Genomic DNA, 19,396 nt, shown 5'->3' on the forward strand with positions numbered 1-19,396 from the left:
TGGGGATCATGAACCGACTGACGCACATCCACGCCCCCGACGGAGTCGCCCCGGCGACGGCGTACACGCACGTCGTGACGGGCACCGGCCGCCTCGTCGCCGTCTCCGGACAGCTCGCCCTCGACGAGGAGGGCAAGCTGGTCGGCGAGGGCGACGCTGCGGCCCAGGCCATGCGGGTCTTCGAGAACCTGCGGCGCTGCCTCGCGGCCGCGGGCGCCACCTTCGACGACGTGATCAAGCTGACGTACTTCGTGACGGACATGGCCCACATGCCCGCGGTGCGCATCGCGCGGGACGCCTATCTGGACCCGGCGCGGCTCCCGGCGTCCTCGGCCATGCAGGTCGCGGGACTCATCGACCCGGCCTTCCTGATGGAGATAGAGGCGCTGGCGGTCGTGCCGGAGGAGGGGGCGACGGGGCCCACGGGGCCGGTGGTCGGCGCCTAGGGCCTGCCTGAGGGGCCGCGCGAGCCGGTGACGGGCGCGGACCCGGGGACAGGCGCGGGTGGCGGTCAGCCGCCGCCCTCGCCCTCGCCCTCGCCCTCGCCCAGCAGCAACAGCGCGCTCTCCCCCGCCAGTTCCTCCGCGTGCGGCGGCAGCTCCTGTCCGCGCCGGACGTGGCGGCGCACGATCGTCAGCGGCATGTCGATCACCGCGAGCGCGACGCGATCGGCGGACCGCGCGCCGTCCGCGCCGAGCGCCGCGCACAGGCCGGTGACGGCCTCGCGCACCCGGTCGTGCCCGGCCCGCGCGCGGGCGGCGCTCGGTCCGGGCCAGTCGCCCTCGCCGAAGTCGGCGGCGCCGTACAGGAGCAGGGCGGCCTCCTTCGGGTGCGCCCGGCTCCAGGCGACGACGTGGACCGCCGCGGCGCGGGCGGCCGCGCGCGGCCCACCCTCGTCGGCGAGGGCCGCGAACCACCCTTCCTGGAAGCCTTCGACGGTCCGCAGCCACACCTCCGCGAGCAGCGCCGCGCGCGACGGGAAGCGGTGGTACACCGAACCGCTGGGCGCGCCGACGGCCTTCGCGACGGCCGCCATCGTGACCGCGGCGGGACCCGCGTCGGCAGCCAGGCCGACGGCGGCGTCGAGAAAGCGGCTTACGTCATACCGGGGTGGCCTCGCCATGTATTGGAGAGTACCCTCCAATTAAATAGAGAGGCCCCTCCAAAACTCGGGAGCCACCATGGCCGTCCTCAACGTCCACGAACGCCTCCTGCCCGCCAAGCCGAGCGAGGTCGGCGCCCTGATCGACGCCCTCGCCACCGCCGACGACCCACTGTGGCCGCGCGCCGACTGGCCGCCCATGGAGCTGGACCGCGGCCTCGCCCCCGGCTCGCGCGGCGGCCACGGACCGGTGCGCTACACGGTCGCGGCGCACGCCCCCCAGCAGTGGGTGCGCTTCACCTTCACGGGACCGCGCGGCTTCGACGGCTTCCACGAGTACTCGGTCCACCCGGTGGACGGCGACGACGGAAGCGCCGTCCTGCGGCACACCCTGGCCATGCGCGCCCGCGGCGCGGCCCGGCTCACCTGGCCGCTCGCGTTCCGCTCCTTCCACGACGCCTGCCTCGAAGACAGCCTGGACCGCGCCGAGTCGGCCCTCACCGGCACGGTGGCGCGCCCCGCCCGCTGGAGCCCGTACGTCCGCTTCCTGCGCCGCATCACGCCCGGCTGACGGCCCTCACGCCGAGACCCGCGCGAGGGCCGCCGACGCCGCCGCCGCGAGGCGCGGGTGGGAGCACGCCGCCGTCAGCACCGGAATCGCCCGCGCGTCCCCCAGCGCGCCGAGCCCCTCCACGCAGGCGAGCGCGACCTTGCCGTACGGGTCGTTGGGCGTCAGGCGCCGCTGGAGCGTGACGATGAGCGCGGGGGCGGACTCGGGGGCGCGCAGTTCCGTGAGCAGCCGCACGGGGTGCAGGGCGTAGGCGACGCGCAGCTCGTTCGTGGCGAGCGCGGCCGCGGCGCGGGCCGTGCGCGGATCGCCGAGCCGGGCGAGCGCGTACGCGGCCGCGGCGCAGCGCGGCGGATCCCGGTGGTTGAGCAGCAGCACGAGCGACTCGAAGGCCCGCCGGTCCCCCGCGGCGCCGAGCCGCACCGCCGCCAACTCGCGGGCCCACAAAGGCTGCCCGGCGGCCTGGAGCACCCCCGCGAGCTCGTCCGGATCACTGACGGCCAGCAGCCTCTCGTACGCGTCCAGCGCTCCCGACGCCGCCGCCTCGCGTCGTAAGCGACCCGTCACCGTCCGCAACTCCGCATCCATGGCGAGGAGCCTAGTCGCGACGGAGGTCACAGACACCGGGGGCTGGCGCGCTCGTTACTCACCGGTTAATCTCATCTGAGCGGGGCACACTCCCCGTACGCAGTTCCTCACAGCTCCTGACGGCCTGGTGACGCAGCCGTCGCGAGTGTTGTCGGTTTGGTACGCACGTACCGCAGGACGACGCGGCCCCGGGACAGGGCCCGTCGGCTCTCCCTCCCTTCGCGCAACCACCGTGCGCCGTACGCCACTTCACGCCCGCCCGCGTGGCCGCCACGCGCGCGTGTCCGCGTGTCGGTGCGCCCCCTGCGCGCGCCCCGCGCGTGCGCCCCTTCAGTCGTCACTCACTTCCTGGAGTCCCCGCATGGACGCTCCCGCCTCGCCCTCCTCCACCGGCACCCCCTCGACTCCGCTGCCCAGGGTCGCCGTGGTCGGTCTCGGCACGATGGGCACCGGCATCGCCGAAGTCCTCGCCGTCGCGGGCCGCGAGGTCATCGGCATCGACATCAGCGAGCAGGCCGCCGCCCACGCCGTCGCCGCCCTGGAGGCCTCGACTGCGCGGGCCGTGCGCCGCGACCGCCTCACCGCGCGGCAGCGCACGCAGGCCCTCGCCCGCTTCCGCACCGTCACCGACCTGCGCGCCGCGGCGGACGCCGACCTGGTGATCGAGGTCGTCCCCGAGTCGTACGAGATCAAGCAGCAGATCTTCCGCGAGCTCGACGGGATCGTGCGCCCGGACACCATCCTCGCCACCGGCACCAACGCGCTGTCCGTCACCCGGCTCGCCGCCGAGTCGGCGCGCCCCGAGCGGGTGTTGGGCCTGCACTTCTTCAACCCGGCGCCCGCGATGAAGCTCGTCGAGGTCGTCTCGTCCGTGCTCACCGCGCCGGCGGCCGTCGCCGCCGTCACCGACCTCGCCGCCGCGCTCGGCAAGGAGCCCGTCTCGGTCGGCGACCGCCCCGGGTTCGTCGCCGACGGGCTGCTCTTCGGCTACCTCAACCAGGCCGCGGCGATGTACGAGGCCAAGTACGCGAGCCGCGAGGACATCGACGCCGCGATGCGCCTCGGCTGCGGACTGCCGATGGGCCCGCTCGCGCTGCTCGACCTGATCGGCGTCGACACGGCCCGCACGGTCCTCGACGCCATGTACGCCGAGTCGCAGGACCGCCTGCACGCGCCCGCGCCGATCCTCAAGCAGCTCAGCGAGGCGGGCCTGACCGGGCGCAAGGCGGGCCGCGGCTTCTACACGTACGCCGAGCCCGACAGCGCGGAGGTGGTGCGCGACGCGCTGACCCCGGCCGAGGGGGCACAGCAGGTGCGGGGCCGCGAGGTGCGCTCCGTCGGCGTGGCCGGTTCCGGGACGATGGCGTCCGGCATCGCGGAGGTCTTCGCGAAGGCCGGGTACGACGTGGTGCTCGCCGCCCGCACCGAGGAGAAGGCGGCCGCGGCCAAGACCCGTGTCGCCAAGTCGCTTTCGCGCTCCGTCGACAAGGGCCGCATGACCGCCGAATCGGCCGCGAAGACCCTCGACCGGATCACGCCGTGCGGCTCCTACGAGGCCTTCGCGGACGTCGACCTCGCCCTGGAGGCGGTCGCCGAGGACCTGGAGGTCAAGCAGCAGCTGTTCGCGACGCTCGACAAGGTCTGCAAGCCGGGCGCGGTCCTCGCCACCACCACGTCATCGCTCCCGGTCGTCGCCTGCGCCCGCGCCACCTCGCGCCCCGGTGACGTGATCGGTCTGCACTTCTTCAACCCGGCGCCCGCGATGAAGCTCGTCGAGGTGGTGCGGACGGTGCTGACCACGGACGAGGTGCACGCGACGGCACGCGAGCTGTGCGCCACGATCAAGAAGCACCCGGTGGACTGTGGCGACCGGGCCGGGTTCATCGTGAACGCGCTGCTGTTCCCGTACCTCAACAACGCGATCAAGATGGTCCAGGAACACTACGCGTCCCTTGACGACATTGACGCGGCGATGAAGCTCGGCGGCGGCTACCCCATGGGCCCCTTCGAGCTCCTGGACGTCGTCGGCCTGGACGTGTCGCTCGCCATCGAGAAGGTCCTGCACCGCGAGTTCCGCGAGCCGGGCCTGGCGCCCGCGCCGCTGCTCGAACACCTGGTGGCCGCGGGCTGCCTCGGCCGCAAGACGGGCCGCGGCTTCCGCGAATATGCCCGGCGCTGACCGGAACGCGGACCCCGCGGCCGGAGCGTATGAAGCCGTGCACTCCGGGCGCACGGACTGGGGCGGGCTGCTCGATCCGTCGGGCAGCCCCGTCCCGCGGGCGCACTCAGCTGCGCACATGCAGTACGTTCAGGGCATGTCCAAGGCCGCCAAGTCCTCCCGTACGACCGCTACGCCCGACGCTCCGGAGAGCGCCGCGGGCAGCCGTGCCGCCGCTCAGCGGCTCAAGATGCGCCGCGAGCTGGCGGCGGCGGCCATGGAGCTCTTCGCGACCAAGGGCTACGAGGCGACGACGGTCGACGAGATCGCCGCCGCGGCCGGGGTCGCCCGGCGCACGTTCTTCCGCCACTTCCGCTCCAAGGAAGAGGCGATCTTCCCCGACCACGACGACACCCTGATCCGTGCGGAGGCCGTGCTCAACGCGGCGCCGGCGCACGAGCACCCGCTCGACACGGTGTGCCGCGGCATCAAGGAAGTCATGAAGATGTACGCGGCGTCGCCCTCGGTCTCCGTGGAGCGGTACCGCCTCACGCGTGAGGTCCCGACGCTGCGCGAGCGCGAGATCGCCTCGGTGGCGCGCTACGAGCGCCTCTTCACGCGCTATCTCCTCGGCCACTTCGACGAGCACGCCCACCATCACGGCAACGACGACCCGCTGCTCGCGGAGGTCGCGGCGTCCGCCGTCGTGACGGCCCACAACCACGTGCTGCGGCGGTGGCTGCGGGCCGGGGGGCAGGGGGACGTGGAGGGGCAGCTGGACCACGCGTTCGGGATCGTGCGGCGGACGTTCGGCACCGGCATCGGCGCCGGGCGCGACGCGGCGTCGCCCGGCGGGCCGCCGGCCACCGTCTCCGACGGTGGCGAGGTCCTTGTCGCCCTCGCCCGCACGGATGCCCCCCTGGACGAGGTCATGCGCACGATCGAAAAGGCCCTCCGCGACCGTTCCTGACCCGCGCCTCGCCCTCAAACGCCGGGCAGGCTGATTTCCCCACCCACCCGCCCTCTTCCAGGGGCTCCGCCCCCGGACCCCCTTCTCTCCGCGCTCCGCGCTCGTCCTCAAACGCCGGACGGGCTGAAATACCCCGGTGGCCGCCGCCCCGGACCGCTGAGCCGGCCTCGCGCTGCGCGCTCGCTTTTCCCCGCCCACCCGCCCCCTCCCGGGAGCGGGGGATATCCAGCCCGCCCGGCGTTTGAGGGCGAGGCGCGAAGCGCCGATGAAGCGGGGTGCCAGGGGCGGCAGCCCCTGGTTTCGGTGAAGGGGTGGGACTGGGGCGCCCCGCGAGGGCACCCGGCCCGCACCCCTCCTGACCTGCAATGATCGATCATCGCTCAGATGAACCCGCGCGATGACAACTGAGAGAAATTGTTGGCACTGAGTGTCTTGCCGACTGGCACGCGGTGTCATACGTTGATGTTGTCCGGGCGGCCGGCGCACGGAGAACCTCCGTACGCCGGCTGTCCCCAAAGGCCACGGCCCGCGCGCCCGGACGCCTGCGTCACAGGCACCCCGCGCCCCACCACGGCGCCGCCAGCACACCGCACCACCTCCGCCGAACCGACGGCACTATCCCGCTTTCAAGGACCACCCCGACGTACCCCTCAGAGCGCTCCCCGCGGGGCGCCCTTCGCCGGAGGCAACCCATGCAGGAAATCCTGGACGCGATCCAATCGCCGGACACGTCGGCCGCCGACTTCGCCGCGCTGCCGCTGCCCGACGCGTACCGCGCGATCACCGTGCACAAGGACGAGACGGAGCTGTTCACCGGGCTCGCCACGCGCGACAAGGACCCGCGCAAGTCCCTGCACCTGGACGAGGTGCCGGTGCCCGAACTCGGCCCGGGCGAGGCCCTGGTGGCCGTCATGGCGTCGTCCGTGAACTACAACTCGGTGTGGACGTCGATCTTCGAGCCGCTCTCGACCTTCGGCTTCCTCGAGCGGTACGGCAAGCTCAGCGAGTTGACGAAGCGTCACGACCTGCCGTACCACGTCATCGGCTCCGACCTCGCGGGCGTCGTCCTGCGCACCGGGCCCGGCGTGAACGCCTGGAAGCCGGGCGACGAGGTCGTCGCGCACTGCCTGTCCGTGGAGCTGGAGTCCAGCGACGGGCACAACGACACGATGCTCGACCCCGAGCAGCGCATCTGGGGCTTCGAGACCAACTTCGGCGGCCTCGCGGAGATCGCGCTGGTCAAGTCCAACCAGCTGATGCCCAAGCCGGGTCATCTGAGCTGGGAGGAGGCGGCCGCTCCGGGGCTCGTGAACTCCACCGCGTACCGCCAGCTCGTCTCCCGCAACGGCGCCGGCATGAAGCAGGGCGACAACGTCCTGATCTGGGGCGCGAGCGGTGGACTCGGGTCGTACGCCACGCAGTTCGCGCTCGCCGGGGGCGCCAACCCCATCTGTGTGGTGAGCAGCCCGCAGAAGGCGGAGATCTGCCGCGCGATGGGCGCCGAGGCGATCATCGACCGCACCGCCGAGGGCTACCGGTTCTGGAAGGACGAGCACCACCAGGACCCCAAGGAGTGGAAGCGGTTCGGCAAGCGGATCCGGGAGCTGACCGGCGGCGAGGACGTCGACATCGTCTTCGAGCACCCGGGCCGGGAGACGTTCGGCGCGTCGGTGTACGTCACGCGCAAGGGCGGGACCATCGTGACCTGCGCGTCCACCTCCGGCTACCAGCACGAGTACGACAACCGCTACCTGTGGATGTCCCTGAAGCGGATCGTCGGCTCGCACTTCGCCAACTACCGCGAGGCCTGGGAGGCCAACCGGCTCGTCGCCAAGGGGAAGATCCACCCCACCCTGTCCAAGGTGTACTCCCTGGAGGAGACCGGCCAGGCCGCCTACGACGTGCACCGCAACCTCCACCAGGGCAAGGTCGGCGTCCTCGCCCTCGCGCCCACCGAAGGACTCGGCGTGCGCGACCCGGAGAAGCGCGCCCAGCACATCGACGCCATCAACCGCTTCCGGAACGTCTGAAGGCGCTGCTAGATGACTGAACGTCAGAAGGACCGGCCGTGGCTCATGCGGACCTACGCCGGTCACTCCACGGCCGAGGCGTCGAACGAGCTGTACCGGCGCAACCTCGCCAAGGGCCAGACGGGCCTCTCGGTCGCGTTCGACCTGCCGACGCAGACCGGCTACGACCCGGACCACATCCTCGCGCGCGGGGAGGTGGGCCGGGTGGGGGTCCCGGTGTCCCACCTCGGGGACATGCGGCGGCTGTTCCAGGACATCCCGCTGGAGCAGATGAACACCTCCATGACGATCAACGCGACCGCCATGTGGCTGCTCGCGCTGTACCAGGTCGTCGCGGAGGAGCAGGGCGTCGACATCACCCAGCTCCAGGGGACGACGCAGAACGACATCGTCAAGGAGTACCTGTCCCGCGGCACGCACGTGTTCCCGCCGGGGCCGAGCCTGCGCCTGACCACCGACATGATCACGTACACGGTGGCGCACATCCCCAAGTGGAACCCGATCAACATCTGCAGCTACCACCTCCAGGAGGCCGGTGCCACGCCGGTGCAGGAGATCGCGTACGCCATGAGCACGGCCATCGCCGTCCTCGACGCCGTGCGCGACTCCGGGCAGGTGCCCGAGGAGCGGTTCGGCGATGTCGTCGCCCGGATCTCCTTCTTCGTGAACGCGGGTGTCCGGTTCATCGAGGAGATGTGCAAGATGCGGGCGTTCGGCCGCATCTGGGACCGGGTGACGCGGGAGCGGTACGGGGTGACCAACCCCAAGCAGCGGCGGTTCCGCTACGGCGTGCAGGTCAACTCGCTCGGCCTGACCGAGGCGCAGCCGGAGAACAACGTCCAGCGCATCGTCCTGGAGATGCTCGCCGTGACGCTGTCGAAGGACGCCCGCGCGCGGGCCGTGCAGCTCCCGGCCTGGAACGAGGCGCTCGGCCTGCCGCGCCCCTGGGACCAGCAGTGGTCGCTGCGCATCCAGCAGGTCCTCGCGCACGAGTCGGACCTGCTGGAGTACGAGGACATCTTCGCGGGCTCGCACGTCGTCGAGGCCAAGGTCGACGCGCTCGTCGAGGAGTGCCTGGCGGAGATGGACCGGATCGAGCAGATGGGCGGCGCGATGGCCGCCGTCGAGTCCGGCTATCTGAAGTCGCAGCTCGTGGCCTCGCACGCGGAGCGCAGGGCGCGCATCGAGGCGGGCGACGAGAAGATCGTGGGCGTCAACGTCTTCGAGGCGACGGAGCCGAGCCCGCTCACCTCCGACCTGGACACGGCGATCATGACGGTCGACCCGGCGGTGGAGGCGCGCGTCGTGGCGGCGGTCAAGGAGTGGCGCACGACGCGCCAGGAGTCCTCCGACCGGCAGGGCGGCGGCGACCCGTTCCACTTCCCGACGGTCCAGCAGACCCTCGACCGGCTCAAGGAGGTCGCGGCCGGGACCGGCAACCTGATGGAGGCCACCCTGGAGTGCGCCCGCGCCGGTGTGACGACCGGCGAGTGGGCGGGCGCCCTGCGGGAGGTCTTCGGCGAGTTCCGGGCGCCCACGGGCGTCTCGGGGGCGCCGGTCGCCGTCACCGCGGAGGCGGGCACGCCGCTGGCCGTGGTGCGCGACAAGGTCGAGAAGACGGCCGCCGACCTCGGCACGGGCAAGCTGCGCTTCCTGGTCGGCAAGCCCGGCCTCGACGGGCACTCCAACGGCGCCGAGCAGATCGCGGTCCGCGCCCGTGACGCCGGGTTCGAGGTCGTCTACCAGGGCATCCGGCTCACGCCCGAGCAGATCGTGGACGCGGCGCTCGCGGAGGACGTGCACGCCGTCGGCCTGTCGATCCTGTCCGGGTCGCACGCGCAGCTCGTGCCGGACGTCCTGCACCGGCTGCGCGCCGCCGGCGCGGGCGACATCCCGGTGATCGCGGGCGGCATCATTCCCAACAGCGACGCCGACGACCTGAAGGCGGCGGGTGTGGCCGCCGTGTTCACCCCCAAGGACTTCGGCATCACGGAGATCATCGGCCGTATCGTCGACGAGATCCGCACAGCGAACCACCTCGACCCCCTGGAGGTCCCCGCATGACCCAGCAGCCCCCGGCTGTGAACCGGCTCCGCCCGCGCCGCTCGTGCCTCGCGGTCCCCGGTTCCAACCCCCGCTTCCTGGAGAAGGCCCAGGGCCTCCCCGCCGACCAGGTGTTCCTCGACCTGGAGGACGCGTGCGCGCCGCTCGCCAAGCCGGAGGCGCGGCACACGATCGTCAAGTTCCTCAACGAGGGCGACTGGACGGGCAAGACCCGGGTCGTGCGCGTCAACGACTGGACGACCGAGTGGACGTACCGCGACGTCGTGACCGTCGTCGAGGGTGCGGGTCCGAACCTTGACTGCATCATGCTGCCCAAGGTCCAGGACGCCCAGCAGGTCGTGGCCCTCGACCTGCTGCTCACGCAGATCGAGAAGACGATGGGCTTCGAGGTCGGCCGGATCGGCATCGAGGCGCAGATCGAGAACGCCAAGGGCCTGATCAACGTTGACGAGATCGCGGCGGCCTCGTCACGTCTTGAGACGATCATCTTCGGCCCGGCCGACTTCATGGCGTCGATCAACATGAAGTCGCTCGTCGTGGGCATGCAGCCGCCCGGCTACCCGGCGGACGCGTACCACTACATCCTGATGCGCATCCTGATGGCCGCCCGCGCCCATGACCTCCAGGCGATCGACGGCCCCTTCCTCCAGATCAAGAACATCGACGGCTACAAGGAGGTCGCCCAGCGCGCGGCCGCCCTCGGCTTCGACGGCAAGTGGGTCCTTCACCCGGGCCAGGTGGAGGCCGCCAACGAGGTGTTCTCGCCGTCGCAGGAGGACTACGACCACGCCGAGCTGATCCTGGACGCGTACGAGTACTACACGTCCGAGGCGGGCGGCAAGAAGGGCTCGGCGATGCTCGGCGACGAGATGATCGACGAGGCGAGCCGGAAGATGGCGCTCGTCATCTCCGGGAAGGGCCGTGCGGCGGGCATGCGGCGCACGTCGGCGTTCGAGGCTCCGGAGGCGTAAGGGACATGCAGTTCGGCCGCACCTACGAAGAGTTCGAAGTCGGCGCCGTGTACAAGCACTGGCCCGGCAAGACGGTCACCGAGTACGACGACCACCTCTTCTGTCTGCTCACCATGAACCACCACCCGCTGCACCTGGACAGCAACTACGCCGAGAGCACCACCGACTTCGGCAAGAACGTCGTGGTCGGGAACTACGTCTACTCCCTGCTGCTCGGCATGTCCGTGCCGGACGTCTCCGGCAAGGCGATCGCGAACCTGGAGATCGAGTCGCTCCGGCACGTGGCGCCGACGTTCCACGGCGACACGATCTACGGCGAGACGACGGTCCTCGACAAGACGCCGTCCAGGTCCAAGAGCGACCGCGGCATCGTCCATGTGGAGACCAAGGGGTACAAGCAGGACGGCACCCTCGTGTGCGTGTTCCGGCGCAAGGTCATGGTGCCCACGGAGACGTACATCAAGGAGCGCGGCGGCGAGCAGCCCGGCCGCCCGGAACTCAAGCAGCAGGAGAAGTGAGGCAGACATGACCCGACTCGCCCAGACCGCCGGGCTCACCGACGTCCAGCGGGAAATCCTGTCCACCGTCAGGGAATTCGTCGACAAAGAGATCATCCCGGTCGCGACGGAGCTCGAGCACCGCGACGAGTACCCGCAAGCGATCGTGGACGGCCTCAAGGAGTTGGGCCTGTTCGGCCTGATGATCCCCGAGGAGTACGGCGGCCTGGGCGAGTCCCTCCTGACGTACGCGCTGTGCGTGGAGGAGATAGCGCGCGGCTGGATGTCGGTGTCCGGCATCATCAACACCCACTTCATCGTGGCGTACATGATCAAGCAGCACGGCACGCAGGAGCAGAAGGACCACTTCCTGCCACGCATGGCGACGGGCGAGGTGCGCGGCGCGTTCTCCATGTCGGAGCCGGGGCTCGGCTCGGACGTGTCGGCGATCACGTCGAAGGCGGTCAGGGACGGCGAGGAGTACGTCCTCAACGGTCAGAAGATGTGGCTGACGAACGGAGGCTCGTCAACGCTGGTCGCCGTGCTCGTCAGAAGTGACGAAGGCCACCCCGAGGGGACGGCGCCGCACAAGTCGATGACGACGTTCCTCGTGGAGAAGGAGCCCGGCTTCGGCGAGGTCCGCCCCGGCCTGACCATTCCCGGCAAGATCGAGAAGATGGGCTACAAGGGGGTCGACACCACCGAGCTGATCATGGATGGCCTGCGCATTCCGGCCAATCGCGTGCTCGGCGGCGCCACCGGCCGAGGGTTTTACCAAATGATGGACGGTGTCGAGGTGGGCCGCGTGAACGTAGCGGCGCGTGGCTGCGGCGTCGCGCAGCGTGCCTTCGAGTTGGGTGTCTCATATGCCCAGCAACGCCACACTTTTGGTAAGCCCATCGCTCAGCACCAGGCAATTCAGTTCAAGCTTGCCGAGATGGCTACCAAGGTCGAGGCCGCCCATGCGATGATGGTCAATGCAGCACGCAAAAAGGATTCCGGGGAGCGAAACGACCTCGAAGCAGGGATGGCGAAGTACCTGGCATCCGAATACTGCAAGGAAGTCGTAGAGGACGCGTTCAGGATCCACGGTGGCTACGGCTTCTCGAAGGAGTACGAGATCGAGCGTCTCTACCGAGAGGCACCGATGCTGCTGATCGGTGAAGGTACCGCCGAGATCCAGAAAATGATCATTGGCCGACGACTCCTCGAAGAGTATCGATTCCAGGGCTGAATGTCCGACTTGGGGTGATTTCTTCGAGATCAAATCGAGAAGAAGATCACACCCAGTCAGCACGCACCGGCGGCCGACTCGGCTTCCTGGCTTGCCCAGTTGTGGCTCGCAACCGATACGATCCCGGGAAAGCCGCCGTCCCCCCGTATGCAGTGCGGCATCATCCGCTACGAAGGTCATCCATGCCCCACAGCCAAACCTCTGCACCTCGCGACAGCCTGGCCGGCGTACGCCTCGCGCGCGGAGCATCGCCGTGGCTCCTGCCGACCGTCGCCACCGCGGCTCTCAGCCTGGCCCGCGCGCGGCGGTCCAAAGGCGCCGCGGCCCTCGCCGTGCCCGCCACCGCGCTCGCTGCGGGCATGCTGTGGTTCTTCCGCGACCCCGAGCGTGAGATCACCCAGGGCAGGGTCGTCTCACCGGCCGACGGCGTCGTCCAGAGCATCATGCCGTGGAAGGACGGGCGCACCCGCGTCGCGATCTTCATGAGCCCGCTGAACGTCCACGTCAACCGCGCTCCCCTGGCCGGCACGGTGACGTCCGTCGAGCACATCCCGGGCGGTTTCGTCCCGGCGTTCAACAAGGAGAGCGAGAACAACGAGCGCGTTGTCTGGCACTTCGACACCGAGCTCGGCGACATCGAGATGATCCAGATCGCGGGCGCGGTGGCCCGCCGCATCGTGCCGTACGTGCCGCAGGGCACGAAGGTGGAGCAGGGCGAACGGATCGGCCTGATCCGCTTCGGCTCGCGCGTCGACATCTACCTGCCCGAGGGCGTCGAGGTGGACGTCGAAGTGGGTCAGAAGACCGTGGCTGGGGTGACTCGCATTGACCGTGACTGATCCCGAGACACAGGCGGGCTGGGTGCCCGAGGCCGTCGAGACCGGGGTGGACGACACCGAAGAGGACATGCCGCTCTCGCTGCGCCTCTCAATAGCGGACACCCTCACGCTCGGTAACGCCACGTGCGGTTTCATGGCGGTGTACTTCACCACCACCGGCATCCTCATCCCCCACCTCACGGGCAGTGACGAGTCCGGGATGGCCCGGCACAGCGCGGCCACGGCCGTGATCCTGATGCTGTGCGCGGCGGTCTTCGACCTGTTCGACGGGCTCGTGGCGCGCAAGCTGCGCAGCTCCCCGATGGGCGCGGAGCTCGACAACCTCTCCGACCTGATCAGTTTCGGGCTCGCGCCCGCGTACTTCGTGCTCGTGTACGGGATGGTCGCCGACGACGCCCATCAGCGGGTCGCGGCGGTCGGGGCGATCGTGGTGCTCCTGGCGGTGGTGCTGCGGCTTGCGAGATTCTCGTGCGTGACGCTGCGGGACGGTGTGTTCCAGGGCATGCCGTCGCCGTTCGGCGCGCTCACGGTCGTGTCGATCGTGCTCCTCGAGCTGCCCTTCGTGGCGACGCTGCTCGCCATCTTCGGCACGGCCTGGCTGATGGTCAGCCGCGTCGAGTACCCGAAGCCGCGGGGGCCCCTCGCGGTGGCGATGCTGGCGTGGATCGTCTCGGCCATGGGGCTGCTCGCCGCGTGGGCCTTCGACGCGCCCGGTGGTCAGCTGCTCCTGCAGACGGGCTGCGCGCTGCAGCTGGTCCTCGGGGCCGTGATCCCGCTGTTCGCGACGGCTCGGAGGGTGAACAACTTCCGGGACAATCGGCGTGAGGCTCGGGCGACGCAGTTGCCCTAGCGGCGCTTGTGCGGTGCCGGGTGGGCCCGAACCTGTTGGTTCGGGCCCACCCGGTTTTTTTGTTGCCCTGCCGCCCTGCGGGACGACTGCCCACAGCCACGCCCCTGGTTCAGGTGAGGTAGTCCTCGGCCACGCGGGACGCCAGTTCCTCCAGGATCGGGCCCGCCTCCGTCATGCAGCGCGTCACGTCGGGCTCGACCTCCGTGAGGGCGTACGCGCGGCGGATGCCCGCCGCGCCCAGGGCCGACGCCGGGAGGGCCAGGCGGCCGCAGACCGCGACGACGTCGATCCCGGCGGCCCGTGCGGCCGCCGCCACCCCCGCGGGGGCCTTGCCGTGCAGCGTCTGCTCGTCCAGGGACCCCTCACCGGTGATGACGAGCCGCGCGCCGGCGAGCGCGGGCGCGAAGCCGAGGGCGTCCAGCATGACCTCGATGCCCGGCCGGAACGACGCCCCGAGCCCGGCGAGCGCCCCGTAGCCGACGCCGCCCGCGGCCCCGGCGCCCGGCGCGTCCGCGTACTCAACAGCACGGGGCCCGACGGACTCCGCGAGGACCCGCGCGAAGTGGGCGAGCGCCGCGTCGAGCGTGGCGACGTCCTGTGGAGAGGCGCCCTTCTGCGGCCCGTACACCGCGGGCGCCCCCTTGGGCCCCGTCAGCGGGTTGTCGACGTCGCTCGCGAGGACGATCCCGACGTCCGCGAGCCGCGGGTCGAGCCCGGACAGGTCGGCGGTCACCAGGTCCCGCAGCGGTCCGCCGCCGGGCGCAACGGGCGCCCCGTCCGCGTCCAGGAACCGCCCGCCGAGCGCGGCCAGCATCCCGGCGCCCCCGTCGGTCGTCGCGCTGCCGCCGACCCCGAGGACGACGCTGTGCGCGCCCGCGTCCAGGGCGGCGCGGATCAGCTCGCCCGTGCCGTACGTCGTCGCGGTGAGCGGCGCGAACGTGCCCTCCGGGAGCAGCTGGAGCCCCGACGCCTCGGCCATCTCCACCACGGCCGTGCCGTCCCGCAGCGCGAACGCCGCGACGACCTCGCTGCCGAGCGGCCCGGTGACCCGCACCTCCCGGCGCTCGAAACCGGCCGCGACCGCCGCCGCGACCGTGCCGTCACCGCCGTCCGCGACGGGCAGCGCCCGCACCGGCAGGTCCGGCACGACCCGGCGCAGGCCCGCCGTCACGCGCTGCGCGACCTGGACGGCCGTGAGCGACCCCTTGAACTTGTCCGCGGCGATCAGCACATGTCCACGGTCCCGGCCGCCTCCGGTCCCCGCGGCGTCTCCCCCGTCGTGCGCTGTCGTCACTCCAGCGTCCGCCACCGTGCATTCCCCTTGCTTCCGGGCCTTGCTCGCGTCAAGGCAGTCGCGCCGCAGCGACCATAACCGCAGGAGGGGCCCCCTGCCCAGGGGTGATCGAGGGGGGCCGCGCGATGGCATCGGCGCTGACCAGGGGCGGCACGGACGCTGCCCCTGGGGCGGGCCCGTACGCCCGGTGCGCGATCCCGCCACGCCGTGCCCCCGGCGCGGCCCACCACCGCGCGCTCCGGCCCGGAATTCGGTACACCGGTTCCATGACGCTGACGTCGCAAGGCTCGACACTCGCGGACCGCGTCCACGGCGGCTGGCTCGGCAGGATCGCGGGCAACATGCTCGGCAAGCCCGTCGAGCGCGGCGACTACTGGACCCGTGAGCACATCGACCGCTATCTGCGGCTCACCGACGCGCTGCCCCTCACCGACTACCTGCCCGCGCCCCCGCCGGGCGCCACCGGCTTCGAGATGCGCCCCGAGTGGCACAGGTGCGTGCGCGGCCGGATCCACGGCAGCTGCCGCGACGACGACGTGGACTACGCGATCCTCGGTCTCGAACTGCTGCGGTCGCACGGCTTCGGCTTCACCACGGAGCAGGTGGGCGAGCTGTGGCTGCTGCGGCTCCCCTATCTGCAGACGTTCACGGCGGAGCGCGCCGCGTACCGCAATCTCGCGAACGGCCTCAAGCCGCCTCTCACGGCTACGTACGACAATCCGTACCAGGAGTGGATCGGCGCCCTCATCCGCGCCGACGTCTTCGGCTGGACCTGCCCCGGCGACCCGCGCAGGGCCGCGGGGCTCGCCCGCCGCGACGCGGCGCTCTCGCACACCGGCAACGGCGTGTACGCGGCCATGTGGGCGGCGGCGCTGATCGCGGCCGCGTTCACCGCGCCGGGGCCGCGGGACGCCCTGGACCGCGCGCTCGCCGTGATCCCGGCGAGCAGCCGCTTCGCGCGCACGGTGCGCCGGGTCATGGCCCTGCACGAGGCCCGTCTGGGCTGGGCGGAGACCCTCGCCACCCTGGAGCGGGAGACGGCCGGGCTCGGCTGGATCCACGCCGTGCCGAACGCCGCCGTCATCACGGCGGGGCTGCTGTACGGCGACGGGGACTTCACGCGGACGATCGCCCTGACGGTGCGCGGCGGCCTGGACACGGACTCGAACGGCGCGACCGCCGGATCGGTCGCGGGCGTGCTGTGCGGCGCCGCGGCGGTGCCCGCGCAGTGGCGCGAGCCGCTGGAGGACCGGGTCAGGAGCGCGGTGTTCGGGTACGACGGGACGCGCATCAGTGAACTCGCGGCCCATACAACCGAATTGGCCGAAACATCCGCTTTCGCCAGCGAGTGATCGCCGCGGCTACCCTTCCCTTCGTGACCACTCTCGACTACGCCACCTACATCGCGGGCCTCCCCCGCGTCCTCGTCGGCGCCGCCGCGCTCCTCCGCGACGCCGCGGGGCGCCTGCTCCTCGTCGAGCCCAACTACCGCGAGGGGTGGGCGCTTCCGGGCGGGACCGTCGAGTCGGACGACGGGGAGACGCCCCGGCAGGGGGCGCTCCGCGAGACCGCCGAGGAGGTCGGCCTGGACGTCGAGCTCGGCCGGCTGCTCGCGGTCGACTGGGTGCCGGGGACGGACCGGCGGCCTCCGCTGGTGGCGTATCTGTACGACGGCGGGGTGCTCGCCGACGAGCGGTTCAAGGCGATCCGGCTCCAGGAGGAGGAGCTGTTGTCGTGGCGCCTGGTGGCCCGCGAGGAGCTGCCGTCGTATCTGTCGGAGCCGCTCGCGCGCCGGGTGCTCGCCGCGCTCGACGCGCTGGAGGCGGGCACGGGCGCGGTGGAGCTGGAGGACGGCCACCCGGTCGGCTGACCGGGGGCCTGGAGACGGCTGACCGGAGCCCTAGAACAGTGCCGTGCCGCTCTCGAACTCCAGGAGGCGGCGCTTGCGGTCGAGGCCGCCGCCGTATCCGGTGAGGCTGCCGTTCGCGCCGACGACGCGGTGGCAGGGGACGATGACGCCGATGGGGTTCTTGCCGTTGGCGAGGCCGACGGCGCGCGACGCGGCGGGGTTGCCCAGGGCGTCGGCCAGTTGACCGTACGTACGGGTCTGCCCGTACGGGATCTTCAGGAGCTGCTGCCAGACCGAGCGCTGGAACGGCGTGCCGTCCAGGCTCAGCGGCAGGTCGAACTCCCTGAGCTCACCGGCGAAGTAGGCGGCGAGCTGGGCGGTCGCCTCGCCGAAGGCGTCCGGGTCGCGGTCGCCGAAGGTCTCGTCGGCGGGGCGGTGGCGCTGCTCGGTCATGTACAGGCCGCTGAGGGTGCCGTCGGTCGCGACGAGCGTGAGCGGCCCGTAGGGGCTGTCGATGACGGTGTGCGTGCGGTGCATGGTGATCACGTCCCGGTCGGTCGGGTCACTGGGGGATGTGGTTGATGGCGTGGTCGTCGGTGGCCCACAGGTACTGGACGGCGTACGCGCGCCACGGGCGCCAGGCCGCCGCGCGGGCGGTCAGCGCGGCGGGCGTGTGCGGCAGGCCGAGCCCCTGGGCGGCCCGCCGGATGCCGAGGTCGGACGGCAGGAACGCGTCCGGGTCGCCGAGCGCCCGCATCGCGATGACCTCCGTCGTCCAGGGGCCGAAGCCCGGCAGTGCGGCGAGCTGGGCGCGGGCCCGCTCCCAGTCGTTCTCGACGCCGAGCCGGAGCGTGCCGTCGGCGAGGTGGCGTACGAGCGTCGTGAGGGTGGTGCGGCGGCTGCGGGGCAGCGCGAGGGACTCCGGGTCGAGCGCGGCGAGGGCCTCCGGCGCGGGGAACAGGTGGGTCAGGCCGCCCTCCGGGTCGTCGACCGGCTCGCCGTGGGCGGTGACGAGGCGGGCTGCGTGCGTACGGGCGGCGGCCGTGGACACCTGCTGCCCCAGGACCGCCCGGACGGCGAACTCGGCCTCGTCCACGGTGCGCGGCACCCGCCGCCCCGGCGCCTTGTCGACGAGCGGCGCGAGCAGCGGGTCGGCGCGCAGCTGGCCGTCGACGGCGACGGGGTCGGCGTCCAGGTCGAGCATGCGCCGGCAGCGGCTGATGGCGATGGTCAGGTCGCGCGGGTCGGTGAGCGTGAGGCGGCAGCCGATGTGGTCGGGGTGCGGGGTGAGGGCCACGATGCCGTGCCCGTACGGCAGCCGCAGCGTGCGGCGGTACGCGCCGTCGCGCCACTCCTCGACTCCCGGGACGGCGGTGGCGATGAGGTGGCCGAAGAGGTTGTCGGGGTTGAGCGGGGCGCGGAAGGGCAGCCGCAGGGTGATCGTGGCGGGCGTGCCGTCCGGGGCCGGTGCCGCCCCGGCCCCGGTGGTGGCCGCCGTGCCCCGCTTGGCGGCGCGGGTGCGCAGCTCGCCGGGGGCGAGCGCGAAGACCTCGCGCACCGTGTCGTTGAACGTGCGGATCGAGGAGAAGCCCGCCGCGAAGGCGATCTGCGCCATGGGCAGCGCGGTCGTCTCGATGAGCAGCCGCGCGGTCTGCGCGCGCTGGGCGCGGGCGAGCGCCAGCGGTCCGGCGCCGAGCTCGGCGAGCAGCTGGCGCTCGACCTGGCGGGTGCTGTAGCCGAGGCGGGCGGCGAGGCCGGGTACGCCCTCACGGTCGACGACGCCGTCCCCGATGAGCCGCATGGCGCGGGCGACGGCGTCGGCCCGCTGGTTCCACTCCGGCGAGCCGGGACTGCAGTCCGGGCGGCAGCGCTTGCAGGCCCGGAATCCGGCCTGCTGGCAGGCGGCCGCGCTCGGGTAGAAGCTCATGTTCTCGGGCTTCGGCGGCACGACCGGGCAACTGGGCCGACAGTAGATGCGGGTCGTCAGGACGGCGGTGAAGAACCATCCGTCGAACCGCGCGTCCTTGGACTGCACGGCCCGCACACAGCGCTCGAAGTCCCCGTACATCCCTGCGGGCGCGGCTGGTTGGGGGGTGGGGGTGCTGTGGGCGGTGGGGGTGCTGTGGGCGGTGGGGGTGCTGTGGGCGGTGGGGGTGGGGTCGCAGGTGGGGGCGGGTTCGGGTTCGGGTGCGGGGTCTGGTGCGGGCTGAGGGTCAGGTGCGGGCCGGGACTTGGAGGCGGGGCGCGGCCGGGATGCGGCGCTCGGCTCGAACGCGGGCCCGGAGTCGGGTGCGGGGTGAGGCGCGGAAGCGGGCTGGGACTTGCGCGCGGTACGCGGCTGGGACGCGCGGGACGCCTTGGGCGCGGCATGCGCCTTGGGTT

General features: G+C 71.9%; 18 protein-coding genes. 13 read left to right on the plus strand and 5 right to left on the minus strand.

Annotated elements, in window-relative coordinates; translation table 11 throughout:
* The first annotated feature begins 8 nt into the window (after positions 1-8).
* The gene (locus tag ACFWZ5_RS11425; RefSeq protein ID WP_384800413.1) at positions 9-446 is read left to right on the plus strand and encodes a RidA family protein; all 438 of its coding nucleotides are present in this window, start codon (positions 9-11) and stop codon (positions 444-446) included.
* Positions 447-511: 65 nt separating this feature from the next.
* On the opposite strand, the gene ACFWZ5_RS11430 is transcribed toward ACFWZ5_RS11425, so the two are convergent.
* Positions 512-1,123, minus strand: a complete 612-nt coding sequence (locus tag ACFWZ5_RS11430; protein WP_384800410.1) for a TetR/AcrR family transcriptional regulator — start codon at positions 1,121-1,123, stop codon at positions 512-514.
* A 58-nt stretch (positions 1,124-1,181) separates the two neighbouring features.
* Here ACFWZ5_RS11430 and ACFWZ5_RS11435 point away from each other — a divergent pair, with 58 nt between their 5' ends.
* On the plus strand, positions 1,182-1,673 hold the full coding sequence (locus ACFWZ5_RS11435; RefSeq protein ID WP_384800408.1) for an SRPBCC family protein: 492 nt from the start codon (positions 1,182-1,184) through the stop codon (positions 1,671-1,673).
* 6 nt (positions 1,674-1,679) lie between these two features.
* Here ACFWZ5_RS11435 and ACFWZ5_RS11440 read toward each other — a convergent pair whose 3' ends face one another.
* Positions 1,680-2,258: an adenylosuccinate lyase gene (locus ACFWZ5_RS11440; protein ID WP_384800405.1), complete on the minus strand. Its 579-nt coding sequence runs from the start codon at positions 2,256-2,258 to the stop codon at positions 1,680-1,682.
* 361 nt (positions 2,259-2,619) lie between these two features.
* Here ACFWZ5_RS11440 and ACFWZ5_RS11445 point away from each other — a divergent pair, with 361 nt between their 5' ends.
* The 9 genes from ACFWZ5_RS11445 (at position 2,620) to pssA (ending at position 13,871) form a co-directional block, all read left to right on the plus strand.
* A complete protein-coding gene (locus tag ACFWZ5_RS11445; RefSeq protein WP_384800402.1) occupies positions 2,620-4,437 on the plus strand; it encodes a 3-hydroxyacyl-CoA dehydrogenase family protein in 1,818 nt (605 codons plus the stop codon).
* 118 nt (positions 4,438-4,555) lie between these two features.
* Positions 4,556-5,386 carry a TetR family transcriptional regulator gene (locus ACFWZ5_RS11450; RefSeq protein ID WP_384800399.1) on the plus strand — a complete coding sequence of 277 codons (831 nt, stop codon included), beginning with the start codon at positions 4,556-4,558 and terminating at the stop codon, positions 5,384-5,386.
* A gap of 692 nt (positions 5,387-6,078) precedes the next feature.
* Complete coding sequence (gene ccrA, locus ACFWZ5_RS11455) at positions 6,079-7,416, plus strand: crotonyl-CoA carboxylase/reductase (RefSeq protein WP_384804953.1); 1,338 nt, start codon at positions 6,079-6,081, stop codon at positions 7,414-7,416.
* Positions 7,417-7,428: 12 nt separating this feature from the next.
* Positions 7,429-9,480, plus strand: coding sequence for a protein meaA (locus ACFWZ5_RS11460; protein WP_384804951.1), 2,052 nt, complete (start codon positions 7,429-7,431; stop codon positions 9,478-9,480).
* Positions 9,477-10,451, plus strand: a complete 975-nt coding sequence (locus ACFWZ5_RS11465) for an HpcH/HpaI aldolase/citrate lyase family protein (protein WP_384804949.1) — start codon at positions 9,477-9,479, stop codon at positions 10,449-10,451. Before ACFWZ5_RS11460 ends, ACFWZ5_RS11465 begins: the two co-directional genes overlap by 4 nt.
* A gap of 5 nt (positions 10,452-10,456) precedes the next feature.
* Entirely contained in the window at positions 10,457-10,969 is a 513-nt protein-coding gene (locus tag ACFWZ5_RS11470; protein WP_384804947.1) for a MaoC family dehydratase, read from the plus strand.
* A 7-nt stretch (positions 10,970-10,976) separates the two neighbouring features.
* Complete coding sequence (locus ACFWZ5_RS11475) at positions 10,977-12,182, plus strand: acyl-CoA dehydrogenase family protein (RefSeq protein WP_384804945.1); 1,206 nt, start codon at positions 10,977-10,979, stop codon at positions 12,180-12,182.
* Between the two features lie 182 nt (positions 12,183-12,364).
* Positions 12,365-13,021 (plus strand): phosphatidylserine decarboxylase, encoded by a 657-nt coding sequence (locus ACFWZ5_RS11480; protein ID WP_384804943.1) that lies wholly within the window; start codon positions 12,365-12,367, stop codon positions 13,019-13,021.
* The gene (pssA, locus tag ACFWZ5_RS11485; RefSeq protein WP_384804941.1) at positions 13,008-13,871 is read left to right on the plus strand and encodes a CDP-diacylglycerol--serine O-phosphatidyltransferase; all 864 of its coding nucleotides are present in this window, start codon (positions 13,008-13,010) and stop codon (positions 13,869-13,871) included. The genes ACFWZ5_RS11480 and pssA overlap by 14 nt, the downstream gene beginning before the upstream one ends.
* A gap of 109 nt (positions 13,872-13,980) precedes the next feature.
* On the opposite strand, the gene ACFWZ5_RS11490 is transcribed toward pssA, so the two are convergent.
* On the minus strand, positions 13,981-15,102 hold the full coding sequence (locus ACFWZ5_RS11490; RefSeq protein WP_384802308.1) for a glycerate kinase: 1,122 nt from the start codon (positions 15,100-15,102) through the stop codon (positions 13,981-13,983).
* A gap of 329 nt (positions 15,103-15,431) precedes the next feature.
* Between ACFWZ5_RS11490 and ACFWZ5_RS11495 the strand changes: the two genes are divergently transcribed.
* Together ACFWZ5_RS11495 and ACFWZ5_RS11500 are read left to right on the plus strand one after the other, a co-directional pair.
* Positions 15,432-16,517: an ADP-ribosylglycohydrolase family protein gene (locus ACFWZ5_RS11495; RefSeq protein ID WP_384802305.1), complete on the plus strand. Its 1,086-nt coding sequence runs from the start codon at positions 15,432-15,434 to the stop codon at positions 16,515-16,517.
* Positions 16,518-16,540: 23 nt separating this feature from the next.
* Positions 16,541-17,035, plus strand: a complete 495-nt coding sequence (locus ACFWZ5_RS11500; protein ID WP_384802302.1) for an NUDIX domain-containing protein — start codon at positions 16,541-16,543, stop codon at positions 17,033-17,035.
* A 30-nt stretch (positions 17,036-17,065) separates the two neighbouring features.
* Here the strand turns inward: ACFWZ5_RS11500 and ACFWZ5_RS11505 are convergent, their stop codons facing one another.
* Both ACFWZ5_RS11505 and ACFWZ5_RS11510 read right to left on the minus strand, forming a co-directional pair.
* Positions 17,066-17,551 (minus strand): methylated-DNA--[protein]-cysteine S-methyltransferase, encoded by a 486-nt coding sequence (locus tag ACFWZ5_RS11505; protein ID WP_384802314.1) that lies wholly within the window; start codon positions 17,549-17,551, stop codon positions 17,066-17,068.
* Between the two features lie 25 nt (positions 17,552-17,576).
* Positions 17,577-19,082, minus strand: coding sequence for an AlkA N-terminal domain-containing protein (locus tag ACFWZ5_RS11510; RefSeq protein WP_384802311.1), 1,506 nt, complete (start codon positions 19,080-19,082; stop codon positions 17,577-17,579).
* Positions 19,083-19,396 lie beyond the last annotated feature (314 nt).

The sequence above is a fragment of the Streptomyces sp. NPDC059003 genome, from assembly GCF_042740445.1.
In the GTDB taxonomy this organism is placed as follows: Bacteria; Actinomycetota; Actinomycetes; order Streptomycetales; family Streptomycetaceae; genus Streptomyces.